Below are 13,474 nucleotides of genomic sequence, written 5' to 3'. Positions count from 1 at the left end.
CCGGTACGGTCGGAGGTCCGGTGGAAGTCAGCTCCGGATCAAGCAGGTCCGTCGCGGTGCAGTGCCCGCGACGACAGGAGCCTCGGCCCGGGTGCTCGTTCAACCACCTGCCGACCCGCTACGAGATACGCGCCGACCTCCACCTGCGGCTGCTCCAACCCGCTTGCACCGTCCACTGCTTGGGCTGCTACTCCGAACCTCATTCTGAAATGATCGGTAAGAGGCCTTGTCGGTGGGGCTGTCTATCCTGTCGGTCGGACAGGGCCCAGGGGGAGGAACGCATGACGCTCGACGGTGGCCGGGTCGCTGCTCGCGGGTTTCAGTACCAGTACTTGCGTACCGTAGAAGCGTTGCTGGCCGGGCTCGGCACAGGTGAAGTGGCGGCGTGCCGGGTCGAGGGACCTGCTGGAGCGACGTCGGTCCATATGGCTGACTGCGTCGACTTCGATCTGGTCGACACCGACGGGCGTTCTCGCGTGGCAGTGCAGGTCAAGAGCGCCGGGCCGACGCGTGTGGTCCGGGCCCGGGACGCCGTGGCGGTACTGCTGCATTTGATCACCGGCTTCGACGCCATGAAGTACCGCTTGATCACGTCCGCCTCCCCCAGCGAAAGCTGTCTGCGGCTGGCCGAAGTACTCAGGCTGCACGGCGCCGACATACCCTCCCTGCAGGAGGAGTTGGAGGCGCTCCTCAAGCGAGCTCCGACCACTTGGGCGCTGTGCAAGGCGCTGACGCCACAGCAGTGGGAGCGGTTGGGACGTGCCGAGATCGAGTTCGACCCGCGCAGCGAGGCGCAGTTGCGCCAGGACCTCAACGATGCGTTGCGCCTCCAGCGAGAGCGAAGCGGGCGTGGGCTGTCCGATCGCGTCGGCGGCTTCGTACTGGGATACCTGGTGGCCGAGGTCATGCGGCGTGCGGCCGATCCGAGCCTGGCGCAGTGGGACGTCGAAGACTTCCGGCGTTTGGCGCTGGCTGAGGACGAGCAGCTGATCGCTGCGGTCGGCCGGCAGGATTTCGGTCTCTTGTACGGTCCGATGCCGCGGGTCCCCGAGGTGTCCAGGTCGGATCTGATCGCCGAGATCGACGCGGTCGTTTCCGGCGGTTCAGGAAACTCCGGCACCGTTCCGGTGTGTGTCGTCACCGGCTTGTCGGGGCTGGGTAAATCGAGTCTGGCCGCGGCTTACGTCGCGGAGCACGCCTACCGCTACGACACGATCTTCTGGGTCGAGGCCGAGACGGAGGAGGCGCTGACCGCGTCGTTCGCCCGGATACTCGGTCATCTTACGGGGACCGGCGGTTCTGTGGAGGTGGCGGACCCTCGGCTGATCCGTGAGCGGGTGCACGCGTTGCTCCAGGCTTTGCCAGGGCCGTGGCTCATGGTGTTCGACGATGCGGCGGCCAAGTCCACCCGTCCGTGGTTGCCCAGCTTGGGCCGGGGCGAGGTCATCGTCACGTCGCTGGGCGGCAACTGGCGTCATGCCCGTGGACACGTCGAAGTCAGTGCCCTGCGCGACGAGCAGGCGCTGGAGTTGCTGCGGCTGCGCCTGGGGCTGTCGGACCGTGAGGCTGCGCAGCATGCGGAGGTACTGTCCCGCCTGGCGCAGGCCCTGGCGTGCTGGCCGTTGGCCATCGAGGTGGCGTGCGGCTATCTGGTCAGCTGCGGCATCGGGGTGCATCGGCTCGATGCCTATGCGGACACACTGCTGCAGCGAGCGGCGGACGATGAAGACTCGGTCCCGTCCGGCTATCCCCGCACACTGGCAGCCGCAGTCGCCTTGAGCGTCGAACGTCTGGTCGCGAGTGCCCAGGCCAGGAACCTGGTGAAACCCACCCTGTCCACTCTCGCGGCCTTGTGCTGGCTGGCTCCACGTCGGATCCCCGTCCATCTCACCCTCGCCTGCGCAATCGTCGGCATCGAGCAGTTGCCGCCGTCTCCCGGCTGGCTGGTCCTGGACGAGGTCGAACATCCCGTACGCGAGGTCTTCCGCGAACTCACCAACGTCTCCTTGGTGCGCTACGACGAGCCACTGCCGGTTCGCAAGGAGGCCTTCGCGGGAAGCGAAGACACCGTTTCGATGAATTCGGTGCTGCAGGTCGTCCTGGCACGGCACCTCGGTCTGTCGCAGATTGCCGCGACGGCGCTGCCGCAAGTGGCCGCCCACACCAATCAGTGGCTGCTGGGGGCGATCGAAACAGGCGAGGCCGAGCGCTCATGGGAGCTCGCCCAGCATGTCACTGCCTTGATCGGGCACGTCGAGGATGCCGGGATCGCCGACCTCCAGACCTGTCTGCTCATGGGGAACCTCGCGGCCTTCCATCTCGCGCACGGCCAGCACGAGACCGCGCAGCAGCTGCTCGAGCGCGAGCTGGTACGACTTGAGCAGGCCGGCCGTCCCGATCTCGGTCTGGCCGCACAGGTCGAAGTCCTGCTGGCCCACATTGTGCAACTACGTGAACCCGTCGACGCGGCCGACCAGATCGAGGAACGGCTCGGTCGAGTGTTGTCCCATCTCCTCACCCTGCCTGCCCCGCTCGATCCCCGTTCGATCGATCTCGCCGCCAACGCGGTGCTGGTCCTCCAGACCCAGCTGCGCCTGGCTCCCCACGACGGCCTCTCCCGGCTGCTCCAGGGCTTTGTCCCGGTGTCTGATGCCGCCCCGGGAACGGCAACCACCCAGGCACTGCGCGACCTCACTGACATCTCGGAACTGCTGAGCGCGGGGGAAGCCCACCGCGCCGAACAGGCTGCATCCGCTGCCATCGCCACCGTGTCCGAGCCCTGGACCAAGTCCACGGCAGAGTTGAAACGCCTGCTCATCGAGGCTCTCGTCCAGCAGGAGAAGTGGCAGGACGCCCATGCAGCGCTCACCGACTTCCTGCCCTACTCCGGACCCCGCACTCTGCACAGCTTCTCCGTGCGAAACCTCGTACACAATGCCGGCCTTGCCGGCGCATGGAAGTGGGTCACGACCGGAAACCAACAGGCAGTCGAGTTTTTGGGGCGCCTCCTCGAGGAAACCAGCATCGACGAGAACCCGACGCCGGAAATCCCGACGGATCACGCGCGCTTCGTCCTCCTGCGTCTGGTGCACGGCATGTGGCGTTCCTTCAGCGCCGACTCCGCGGCCTCCGCGCCCATGGACCTGATGAAGCATCTGACCGACAAGACGTTCACCGAGCCCTACGATCCGGACAACGTGTGGGAACGGCTCTACCAAGGACTCACACCGCGCCTCGCGGTGCTGGCTGGGGAAGTCGTGCATCGCAAGCACCAGGCCGAGAGCGAGGCGATCGTCTCCACCGCCGGCACCGGGCTCCTTGCCGACCCGGCGATGCGCGCTGTGTACGAGGCAGCTCCATGCCATGGACGAGCGGCAGTGTCCTCCGACCCGGCCTACTCCGTCCTGGGCGGAACCTCCAACCTCGATGTCCTGCTTCCTGAGTTTCGCCACATCCTCCCCGGCCCCCGCGCCATGGTGTTCCTCGAACCCACCGCCATGTGCGCAGTGACTTCTCTCGAATCCGGCAAGTCGACCGAACTGCAGATCCACCGGGCCTGCGACAAGGGCTTCAGGCGCCTGATGGACAGGGCCGCCAGCGTTCCATCAGCCGAGGACCTCACCCTCACTCTCACCGGCCGACACCTCGTGCTGGAACATAGGGACGGCACGGTCATCGCCCGCGCCGACGTCCACGTCTCCGGCCAATGGCTCAAGGCAGCACGCACCCGGCGCACCGTGGTGGTCTACTACGGCTACGGCCTCGAGCTGCACGAGACGGCGGCCCACCAGCGTCTGCTCTCATCGCCCGCAACACTTGGTGAACGCTTGGCAGACGTCAGCAGCAAAGGCCTTCTCGCCGCCGCACTCGTGTCCGTGAACCTCCATCCCTCCCCCACCCCTGACGCGCAGGACCGCACGCCCGCGCCTCCGCGCAAACAGCCCAAGAGAGGGAGTAAGCGGTCGCGGAGCCAGCGTGGCAGGTGATGCGGGGCCGCGCGAGTGGGCGACCGCGTGCCCTCATGCCGACGGGGACCCTTCAGTCGCCTGATCCGCCCTGAGCTGGAACCGCTGCCCGCGGGGGGTGGCCTTGGGTGTCAGCCCTGGACGGGGAGCCCGCGGGGTTCCTTGATCCGCTTCATGATGATCTGCGAGTTGACCTCGGTGACGCCGCCGAGCGTGGTGAGCCGCTCGATCCACAGCCGCTCGTACGCGGCGAGGTCGGCGACCGCGATGCGCAGCAGGCAGCCGGGGCTGCCGAAGAGCCGGTAGGCCTCGATGACGTCGGGGATGTCCTGCAGGGCCGCCTCGAAGGCCTCGACGGCCTCCCGGTCGCGGCGGACCTCGATGGAGACCAGGACCTCGAAGCCCCGGCCGACGGCCTCGGGGTCGACGATCGCGCGGTAGCCCTGGATCACGCCGTCCTGCTCCAGCTGGCGGACCCGTCGCAGGCACGGTGAGGCGCTCAGGCCCACGCGCTGGGCGAGCTCCTGGTTGGTGAGCCGGCCGTCCTGCTGGAGCTCGCGCAAGATGTGGAGATCTATGGCATCCATGGCGCAATTATCCACCACGGATGTTGCGGGGCCCGCTGGAATCCGCAACCCGATTGCGCGGGTTTTTTCCTATTCTTGCGGCGGCCGTGGCGACGGACGCCCGCGCCGAGGAACCGCACGAGATCCGAGGACGAAACCCCATGGAATGGATACGCGACGAGCGCCCGCGCCGGATCACCCTCATCAGCACCGGCGGCACCATCGCCAGCCGCTGGCAGGGCTCGGGGTACGCGGCGGAGGCCGCCGGCAGTGACGTCCTCGACGCGGCCGCGCTGCCCGAGCACGTGACGGTCGACGTGGTCGACCTGTTCAACGTCAACAGCTCGCGGATGACCTCGGTCCGGCAGCTGACGCTGCTGCGCGCGGTGCACGAGGCGCTCGCCGACCCCGGGGTGGACGGCGTCGTGATCACCCACGGCACGGACACCCTGGAGGAGTCCGCCTTCTTCCTGGACCTGCACCACACCGACCCGCGTCCGGTGGTGCTCACCGGCGCCCAGCGCCCCATCGGCACCGCGGACAGCGACGGTCCGGGCAACCTGTACGACGCCCTCCAGGTCGCCGCCTCGGTGCGGGGCCTCGGGGTGCTCGTGGTCTTCGACGGTCTCGTGCACCCGGCCCGCGGCACGGTGAAGACCCGGACCCTGGCCGCCGACGCGTTCTCCGACCCGTCCGCGCAGAGCCTCGGCAAGGTCGGCTTCGGCCGGGTCGACACCCGGCGCACCCCCGAGCGCCCGGCCCCGCTGGCGCTGCCCGCCGCCTCGGCCGAGCCGGAGGCGGCCGAGCTGCCGCGGGTCGACGTGATCACCCACCACAGCGACGCCGACCCGCTGCTGTTCCGCGCGGCGCTGGCCGCCGGGGCGCGGGGCATCGTGCTGGTCGCCACGGGCGCGGGCAACGCCACGCCCGAGTTCGTGGAGGCGGTCCGCGAGGCTGTGGAGCGGGGCGTGCTGGTCGCGGTCACCACGCGCGTGCCGGCCGGTCCGGTCGCCGAGATCTACACCGGCGGCGGCGCGGTCGACCTGGTCGCCGCGGGCGCCCTGCTCACCGGCACCCTGCGCGCGGCCCAGACCCGCATCGCCGTCCTGGCCGCGCTGCTCGCGGACGTCGCGCCGGAGCAGCGCCGGGAGCTCCTGCGCGAACTCCTCGTCGGCCCCGCGTACGAGGCCCCGACGATGATCCCCGAGCCGGACCTCCGCACCCCCGAGCCCGCCGGGGCATCCGCCGCGTAGCCCTGGTCGGGCGGGCCGGAGACCTGGCCTGCGGCAACCCGCGGGCGCAGGCCGGTACTTCACCGTGCCCGTCCGCGGGCGGAGGCCCGAACCTCAGCCGCGGCAGTCCGCGGGGCGGATGCCGGTACCTCGCCCGCTGCACTCCGCAGGGGCGGAAGCCGGTACCTCGCCCGCGGCACCCCGCAGGGGCGGAAGCCGGCACCCCACCCGCGGCACCCCGCAGGGGCGGAAGCCGGCACCCCACCCGCGGCACCCCGCAGGGGCGGAAGCCGGACCTCGCGCGCCGGGCGGCGCAGGTCCGGACGGCGGAACCGCCGTCTCGCCCGCTGGGCCGCGCTCGCTCCGAAGCCCCCGCGTCCGGGCCACCGCACCCGAGCCCGCCCGCCGTCCCCGGCGGCGCTCGCCGCCGGGGACCCGGCCCGACGACACCCCCGGACCCGACGACATCTCCTGCCCTCCCCGTCCTCCTCCGCTGAAAGCCGTGCCATGACCCTCCCCTCCCCTGCCTCCCCCGCCCCCGTCACCCGTCGCGAGCACGACCTGCTCGGTGAGCGGGACGTGCCCGCCGAGGCGTACTGGGGCGTCCACTCCCTGCGCGCCACGGAGAACTTCCCGATCACCGGAACGCCGATCTCCGTGTACCCGCGGCTGATCGACGCGCTCGCCGCCGTGAAGGAGGCCGCCGCCCGCGCGAACCAGGAGCTCGGGCTGCTGCCCGCGGCGAAGGCCGACGCCATCGCCGCCGCCTGCCAGGAGATCCGCTCGGGCAAGCTGCACGACCAGTTCGTCGTCGACGTCATCCAGGGCGGCGCCGGCACCTCGACGAACATGAACGCCAACGAGGTCATCGCCAACCGGGCGCTGGAGCTCCTCGGTCACGCCAAGGGCGAGTACCACCACCTGCACCCCAACGAGGACGTCAACCTCAGCCAGTCCACCAACGACGTCTACCCGACCGCGGTCCGCATCGCGACGATCCTCGCGGTGACCGACCTGCTGCGTGCCGCGGCCGTGCTGCAGGACGCCTTCGCGGAGAAGTCCGTCGAGTTCCGCGACGTCCTGAAGATGGGCCGGACGCAGCTCCAGGACGCGGTGCCGATGACGCTCGGCCAGGAGTTCTCCACGTACGCGGTGATGCTGGAGGAGGACCGCGGCCGGCTGGGCGAGGCGATCGAGCTGATCCACGAGATCAACCTCGGGGCCACCGCGATCGGCACCGGTCTCAACGCCCCGGCCGGGTACGCCGAGACGGCCCGCCGGCACCTCGCGGAGATCACCGGCCTGTCGCTGGTGACCTCGGCGAACCTCGTCGAGGCCACCCAGGACTGCGGCGCGTTCGTGCAGCTGTCGGGCGTGCTCAAGCGCCTGGCCGTGAAGCTCTCCAAGACCTGCAACGACCTCCGGCTGCTGTCCTCCGGCCCGCGCGCCGGACTCGCCGAGATCAACCTGCCCGCGGTGCAGGCCGGTTCGAGCATCATGCCGGGCAAGGTGAACCCGGTGATCCCGGAGGTCGTCAACCAGGTCGCCTTCGAGGTGATCGGCAACGACATCACCGTCACCATGGCCGCCGAGGCGGGCCAGCTCCAGCTCAACGCGTTCGAGCCGGTGATCCTGCACGCGCTGTCGCGCAGCATCACCTCCCTGCGCCAGGCCTGCCTGACGCTCGCCGAGCGCTGCGTGGTCGGCATCACCGCCAACACCGAGCAGCTGCGGGCGGCGGTGGAGAACTCCATCGGGCTCGCCACCGCCCTCAACCCGTACATCGGCTACACCGAGGCCACCGCCATCGCCCAGGAGGCGCTGCGCACCGGCCGGGGCGTGGCGGAACTGACGCTGGAGCGCGGCCTGCTGCCCGCCGAGCGCATCGCGGAGCTGCTCACCCCGGAGCGCCTGGCGGGCCCGAACCGTCACTGACGGCGGCGGCCCCACCGGGCCAGCGCCGCGGCGGCGGCCAGGTACGGCAGCGCGAGCAGCGCGAACGCCGTCCCGTGGCCGGACGCGGTGCCGAACACCGTGTAAAGGCCGAACACGGCGAGGGTCACCACCTCGCTGCCCACGCCGGCCAGCGAGGTGACGGTGGCCCGGCTGTCGCCGGTGATGCTGTCCTGCAGCCGGGCGTCGACGAGCACGGTGCCCAGCTGGAAGCCGCCGAAGGCGACGGCGACCAGCACGATCGCGGCGGGGGTGCCGAGCAGCGCCCCGGCCGCCAGGGCGACGCCGGACACGGCGAGCAGGACGGCCAGGCCCCGTGGGCCGAGTCGCTGCGCACGGCCGGCGAGCAGTCCGCCGACCGTGGCGCCCGCCCAGACGAGCAGCAGCAGCCGCGGCTCGGTACCGGGCGCCACGCCGGTGTCGCGGACCAGCAGCGGCGTGTATTCGTCGAGCGCGCCCCACACGCCGGTGACGGCGGGGACCAGCAGGACGGCGAAGCGGACGGCCTTGTCGTGCCGGGCCTCGGCCAGTCCGACGCGCAGGGTGGCGGCCCAGCCGGCCTCCGCCTCGGCGACCGTCTCCGCCGCATCACCAGCCGGTGCCGCCACCTTCCGGCGGCGGTGTTCCGGCAGGGCGGTGGCGAAGGCCGCCGTCAGCAGGCAGGCGGCCACGCTGGCCGCGCCGACCAGGAGGTAGCCGCCGGACGTGAACGCCGGCCCGGCCAGCGCCGTGGCCGCCATGACCGCCAGCAGGCCGGCGGCCCGGGCGCGGCCCATGAGCCGGGCGTACCGGTCGGCGGCACCGGTCCTGTCGAGCTCCTCGTACACCAGGGCCTCGAGGGCGCCGGAGCCGAACGCGCCGCCGGCGCCCCACAGCACGAAGCCGAGGGCGAAAGCCCCGTACGAGGGGAACAGCACCCACAGGGCGAAGCCCGTGCCGGTGAGCAGCGGGCCCAGCTGGAGCAGCCGCTTGCGCGAGACGGTGTCCGCCCAGACGCCGGAGGGGACTTCGAGCAGGACGTTGGTCAGGGACCAGAGGGCGAAGAGCGAGGAGATCTGCCAGAGTCCCAGTCCCGTGTCGCTGAACAGCAGCGCGTACACGGGGTAGAGCAGGACGAATTCTTCGCAGAACGCATAGCCGTAGAGCGCGGCCGCGATGCGGCGGACGCCGCGGGCCGGGGCACCGTGTGCGGTGCCCGGGGCGGGCGGCCGCTCGGACGAAACAGTCATGTTGCCTTCCCGGTGAGGACAGCTCGGACGCCGTGGGTACGGGGTCGGCGGCGGTCCTCGGGAAGGCCGGGTGCCGGATCAATGTCGCCAGATCATGGGTTCCATGCTAATCCGGATGCACGTCCCCGTCCGGGGATTTCCGGTCCGCCGCGAAGGCGAGGGGAGGCCCATGGATCCGTCGGTGCTGATGGCGGCGGTCGCCGCGGCGGCGCTGGTGGTGCGCATCGCCGTCCTGGAGTGGCGCACCCCCGGCAGCGGCCGCCGGGAGTGGGGCTTCGTCCGGGACCGGAAGGCACTGGGCGCGGGGGCGGTCGCCGCGCTGCTGCTGGCGGCGGGCGGGTGGCCGGTGGCGGGCGACGGGGCGGTGGCCTGGGCGCTGCTGACCGGGGTGCTGGTCGCGTACGTGGCGCACCGGCGCCCGCCCCGTGACTCCGGCTCCGGGGAGTGAGGCCGGCCTCAGGCGGCCAGGCGCACCTCGCCCTGCCGTGCGGGCATCGTGGGGCGCCGGGCGGTCAGGCTGCGGACGCTCGTGACGCTGCCGGCGCCCGTCAGGGTGCGGACGCGCGCCGGGGTGCGGACGGCGGTCAGCCGGACCAGTTCCTCCTGGGCCAGGGTGAGCAGGTCGGCGAGGCTCAGGCCGAGTCCGCCGGCCGCGGCTGCGAGCAGTTCGGAGGAGGCTTCCTTGCGGCCGCGTTCGATCTCGGAGAGGTACTGCATCGAGATCCGCGCGGCGTCGGCGACCTCCTGGAGGGTGCGCCGCTGGGCCCGCCGTTCGCGGCGCAGGACGCCGCCGACGACGTCCCGCCAGAGGGGTTCCTGTGCCTGCTCGTGCTTCGGTGTGCTCACGGCTCCAGCCTAGGAGCGGGGCCCGCCGCACGACCCACCGAAACGTTCAGCCTCCGGCGAAACCTGGGGAGTTGGGGCCGGAGCCGGCGTCGCCGGGGGTGCGGGCGAGCAGGACCGCCACGTCGTCCTGGGCCGGGCACGGCAGCAGCCGGGCGAGGATGCCGTCGCAGACCTCGTCGAGCGGCCGGTCGAGGCCGCGGAGGGCGAGGGCCAGTTCGGCGAGGCCCTGGTCGAGGTCGCGGTCGCGGGCCTCGATCAGCCCGTCGGTGTAGAGCACGAGCAGGCTGCCCGGGGGCAGCGCCACCTCTTCGGCGCCGAACGCGCGGCCGCCCGTGCCGAGCGGCGTACCGGGCGGGCCGTCGAGGAACGCGATGTCTCCTCCGGGGGTGACCACGGCGGGCGGCGGGTGTCCGGCGCGGGCGATGACGCAGCGGCCGGTGGCGGGGTCGTGGACGGCGTACACGCAGGTCGCCATCTCGTCCTCGCCGAGGTCGGCGACGACGTCGTCGAGGGAGCGCAGCATCGCCTCGGGCGGGATGTCGTGCCGGGCCAGGGTGCGCACGGCGGTGCGGAGTTGGCCCATGACGGCGGCGGCGTGGATGCCATGGCCCATGACGTCGCCGATGACGAGGCCGGTGCGCCCGTTCGGCAGCGAGATGACGTCGTACCAGTCGCCGCCGACGTCGTGGTCGCTGGCGGGCAGGTAGCGGCCGGTGAGTTCGAGTCCGGTGTCCCGGGGCAGCGCGCTGTTGGTGAGGCTGCGCTGCAGGGTGAGGGCGGCCTCGCGCTGGGTGGTGTACATGCGGGCGTTGTCGATGTTGAGCGCGGCGCGGGCGACGACCTCGTCGACGAGCACGCGGTCCTGCTCGTCGAAGCGCTCGCGGCTGCGCAGCCGGGTGACGGTGACGGCGCCGAGGACGGTGCCGCGGGCGACGAGCGGGACCATGCGGGCGCAGCTGAGCTGCGTCATGAGGTAGGTGCGCAGCGGGTCGGCGCGGGGTTCCCGGATGAGCGCGGGGACGTCGATGTCGTGCAGGTCGAGGGGGCGGCCCTCGTGGAGGACCTGTTCGTACACGGAGTCGAGCGGGATCTGGAAGGTCTGCCCGGGGGCGAGCAGGGCGGTGGGCGCGTTCGGGTCGGGGAAGCGCACGGCGAGCCGGCGCAGCAGGCCGCGCGTGGAGGCGCCGCTCTCGTCGGGTTCGAGGACGGATTCGAGCAGTTGGACGTCGGCGGAGTCGGCGAGCCGGGGCACCAGGACCTGGACGAGTTCCTCGGCGGTCTGCCCGAGGTCCAGGGTGGTGCCGATGCGGGCGCCGGCCTCGGCGAGCAGGGCGACGTTCCGGCGGGCGCGTTCGGCCTCGGCGCGGTCCCGCTCGGCGACGGTGATGTCGATGATGGAGGCGATCAGGCCGAGGGGGCGGCCGGCGTTGTCGAGGAGCGGGGCGTACGAGCAGGACCAGGTGCGGTCGCGCTCGGGGTCGGCGGCGGTGCGGCCGGTGCGGCGGGCGTCGACGACGGCCTTGCCGTCGCTCAGGGCCTGGCGCATCAGTCCTTCGAGGGCGGCGGCGTTGACGCCCGGGACGACGTCGGTGAGGCGGCGGCCGACGTGGTCGGCGGCGGGGACGCCGTTCATCCGGGCGAGGGCGTCGTTGACGCGGACGAAGCGCAGGTCGAGCCCGAGGGTGGCGAGGCCGATGGGCGACTGGGTGAACAGGCTCTCCAGGGCGGCCAGCGAGTCCCGCATCCGCAGGACCTCGGAGGTCTCCACGGCGATGAGCATCGCCCCGGTACGGCCCTCGGGATCGGCGGCGGGCAGGATCCAGGTCTCCATGGTGACGTGGTGACCGTCGCGGTGCCGTACGGGCAGGGTGCCGACGACGGTCTCCCCGGCCTGGACGCGGCGGGTGAGCTGGTCGGCGAGCGCCTGGTTGTTGTCGGGGACCAGCATGGCGGAGGCGGGGCGGCCGAGCACGTCCTCGGGGCGGTGGCCGAGGAGGTCCTGTGCGGCGAGGGACCACTCCACGACGCGGCCCTCGGCGTCCTCGCGCCAGAGCGCGATCGGCAGCAGTTCGTTCAGGACGCCCGCGTACCCGACAGCCGCCGGCGGCTGCTGCCGGACCTCGCTCGTCGACTGGTGAGTGTCCAACGCACCGACCTAACCCCTGAGGGCCCGTTCCTCTCGACTCACCCTAGCCGAGACGGCGTCGGCGGGCCTTCGCACCGGCCTCGGCGTGGGCCGACCGGGGGTGTCACCAGATGATCACGCCGACGCCGAGGCGTTCGGCCCGCTCGGCGGCGTCCTCGATGTTGCGCAGGCGCCGCGGGATCCCGTCGAGGAACTCCTCGTACGTCCAGTGCGGGTCGTCCTTGGGGGCGACGAGCGCGAGGGCGGAGCGGACGAGGGCGCACTCCCGGCGGAAGGCGGGGACCTCGGCGGGCGGCACCAGCAGGTTGTCGTCGGCGAGCCGGGGGAAGTACGTCGCGCCGAGGGCGCGCATGGCGTCGTTGCCCCAGACGACGGTGCGCCAGCGTTCGAAGCCGGCGAGGTCACAGGCGCCCTCGGGGACGTCCAGGATCTCGTCCCAGAGGCCGTCGGGGCCGGGGACGTAGAGGTCGACGCAGAGGCTCATGCGGGACAGCAGAGCACGGCGGGGAGCGGTCGTTCCACCGGATTTCGCGGGCGTACACAGAGCAGTCCCCGGCGGTTCTCGTCGTGTCCGTGGGTCGTCGACCGTCGTCGGCGGCTCCTTCGGCGACAAGATCTGCCGGGGGCCTGGCCAGAGCCGAGAAAAGGGTCTCGCGCGCCTCCGGACGTCTCCGTCGGCGGGGTGGCTCTTTCCGGTATTCCGGTGTACCTACCAGTCTCCGCCGTTTCGCCGATGAGTCAACACTTTCACCCGATTTGTTCGAATTTGCCGTCGGTCGTCTCGGCCTGCCGGTCGGCGGCGGCCCCGGCGGGCATGTGGTCGCCCTGGCGGCTGATCGGAACCAGGAGCAGCCAGAGGGCCGCGACCCCCGCCAGCACCTTCGGCACCGGGCCGGCCGCGCCGGCGAGCGCCGGGAGCGCGAGGAGGAACGGAACGGCCAGCAGGACGACCCGCTCGACGGCCCAGCGCGGCGTCCAGGCCAGTTCCCGGCGGCGGGCGGGCGGGATGACGCGGCCGAACCAGGCGATCACGCCGCAGAGCAGCCCGCCGACCAGCAGGCAGATGCCGGCGGTGATCCACCGCAGGGCGCCCAGCGCCTCGCCGGCGTCGTGGGCGAGCGGAAGCATCGCGAGGACCCCGGCCTCGAAGGCGACGAGCAGCCAGCCGGCGAACTGGAGGCCGCCGAGCCGGCGGCTCTCGCCGGGGCGGTCGTGCGGCACGAGGCCGCCCGCCCCGGCGAGCGGTGTACCCGGCCGCCCGTGCCGGCGCAACGCGCGCCGCGCGGCGAACAGGACGCACGGCCAGGCGACCGCCAGGGCGAGGGCCGCTCCCCCGGCCGGCAGCACGCCGGTGGGCGGCTGCGGTACGGGGTGCCGCCACACGAGCACACCGGCCGTCGCCGCGAGGAGCACCGCGCCCGCGACGCAGGTCCGGGCGGCCGCGACGAACAGCCGGGCGGTGCGGCGCGCGCCCGCGCCGTCCGGATGCAGCCGTTCGACGTCGTCGAGACTCAGCAGCATGGCGGCGATGGTGGCA

General features: G+C 72.3%; 10 protein-coding genes. 4 read left to right on the top strand and 6 right to left on the bottom strand.

Annotated features, from left to right (window positions below; all coding sequences use genetic code 11):
- Positions 1 to 281 precede the first annotated feature (281 nt).
- Positions 282 to 3,986 carry an NB-ARC domain-containing protein gene (locus tag ACNJ93_RS32350; protein WP_418961028.1) on the top strand — a complete coding sequence of 1,235 codons (3,705 nt, stop codon included), beginning with the start codon at positions 282 to 284 and terminating at the stop codon, positions 3,984 to 3,986.
- Between the two features lie 110 nt (positions 3,987 to 4,096).
- On the opposite strand, the gene ACNJ93_RS32345 is transcribed toward ACNJ93_RS32350, so the two are convergent.
- Positions 4,097 to 4,552 (bottom strand): Lrp/AsnC family transcriptional regulator, encoded by a 456-nt coding sequence (locus tag ACNJ93_RS32345; protein WP_418961027.1) that lies wholly within the window; start codon positions 4,550 to 4,552, stop codon positions 4,097 to 4,099.
- A gap of 140 nt (positions 4,553 to 4,692) precedes the next feature.
- Here ACNJ93_RS32345 and ACNJ93_RS32340 point away from each other — a divergent pair, with 140 nt between their 5' ends.
- Together ACNJ93_RS32340 and aspA are read left to right on the top strand one after the other, a co-directional pair.
- On the top strand, positions 4,693 to 5,784 hold the full coding sequence (locus ACNJ93_RS32340) for an asparaginase (protein ID WP_418961026.1): 1,092 nt from the start codon (positions 4,693 to 4,695) through the stop codon (positions 5,782 to 5,784).
- A gap of 486 nt (positions 5,785 to 6,270) precedes the next feature.
- Positions 6,271 to 7,698: an aspartate ammonia-lyase gene (aspA, locus tag ACNJ93_RS32335; protein WP_418961025.1), complete on the top strand. Its 1,428-nt coding sequence runs from the start codon at positions 6,271 to 6,273 to the stop codon at positions 7,696 to 7,698.
- Here the strand turns inward: aspA and ACNJ93_RS32330 are convergent.
- A complete protein-coding gene (locus ACNJ93_RS32330) occupies positions 7,692 to 8,945 on the bottom strand; it encodes an MFS transporter (protein ID WP_418961024.1) in 1,254 nt (417 codons plus the stop codon). The genes aspA and ACNJ93_RS32330 overlap by 7 nt on opposite strands.
- 169 nt (positions 8,946 to 9,114) lie before the next feature.
- Between ACNJ93_RS32330 and ACNJ93_RS32325 the strand changes: the two genes are divergently transcribed.
- Positions 9,115 to 9,393: a hypothetical protein gene (locus ACNJ93_RS32325; RefSeq protein ID WP_418961023.1), complete on the top strand. Its 279-nt coding sequence runs from the start codon at positions 9,115 to 9,117 to the stop codon at positions 9,391 to 9,393.
- Positions 9,394 to 9,401: 8 nt separating this feature from the next.
- Here the strand turns inward: ACNJ93_RS32325 and ACNJ93_RS32320 are convergent, their stop codons facing one another.
- The 4 genes from ACNJ93_RS32320 to ACNJ93_RS32305 all read right to left on the bottom strand — a co-directional run bounded on the left by ACNJ93_RS32320 (position 9,402) and on the right by ACNJ93_RS32305 (position 13,458).
- Positions 9,402 to 9,791, bottom strand: coding sequence for a helix-turn-helix domain-containing protein (locus ACNJ93_RS32320; RefSeq protein WP_418961022.1), 390 nt, complete (start codon positions 9,789 to 9,791; stop codon positions 9,402 to 9,404).
- Positions 9,792 to 9,837: 46 nt separating this feature from the next.
- Positions 9,838 to 11,937 (bottom strand): SpoIIE family protein phosphatase, encoded by a 2,100-nt coding sequence (locus ACNJ93_RS32315; RefSeq protein WP_418961021.1) that lies wholly within the window; start codon positions 11,935 to 11,937, stop codon positions 9,838 to 9,840.
- A gap of 103 nt (positions 11,938 to 12,040) precedes the next feature.
- Entirely contained in the window at positions 12,041 to 12,421 is a 381-nt protein-coding gene (locus ACNJ93_RS32310; protein ID WP_418961020.1) for a hypothetical protein, read from the bottom strand.
- Positions 12,422 to 12,684: 263 nt separating this feature from the next.
- Positions 12,685 to 13,458 (bottom strand): hypothetical protein, encoded by a 774-nt coding sequence (locus ACNJ93_RS32305; RefSeq protein ID WP_418961019.1) that lies wholly within the window; start codon positions 13,456 to 13,458, stop codon positions 12,685 to 12,687.
- Positions 13,459 to 13,474: the final 16 nt, after the last annotated feature.

Origin of the sequence: Streptomyces tritici (assembly GCF_048500665.1) — a bacterium.
Lineage (GTDB): Bacteria > Actinomycetota > Actinomycetes > Streptomycetales > Streptomycetaceae > Streptomyces > Streptomyces tritici.
This window is presented reverse-complemented; position numbering and strand designations above follow the sequence as displayed.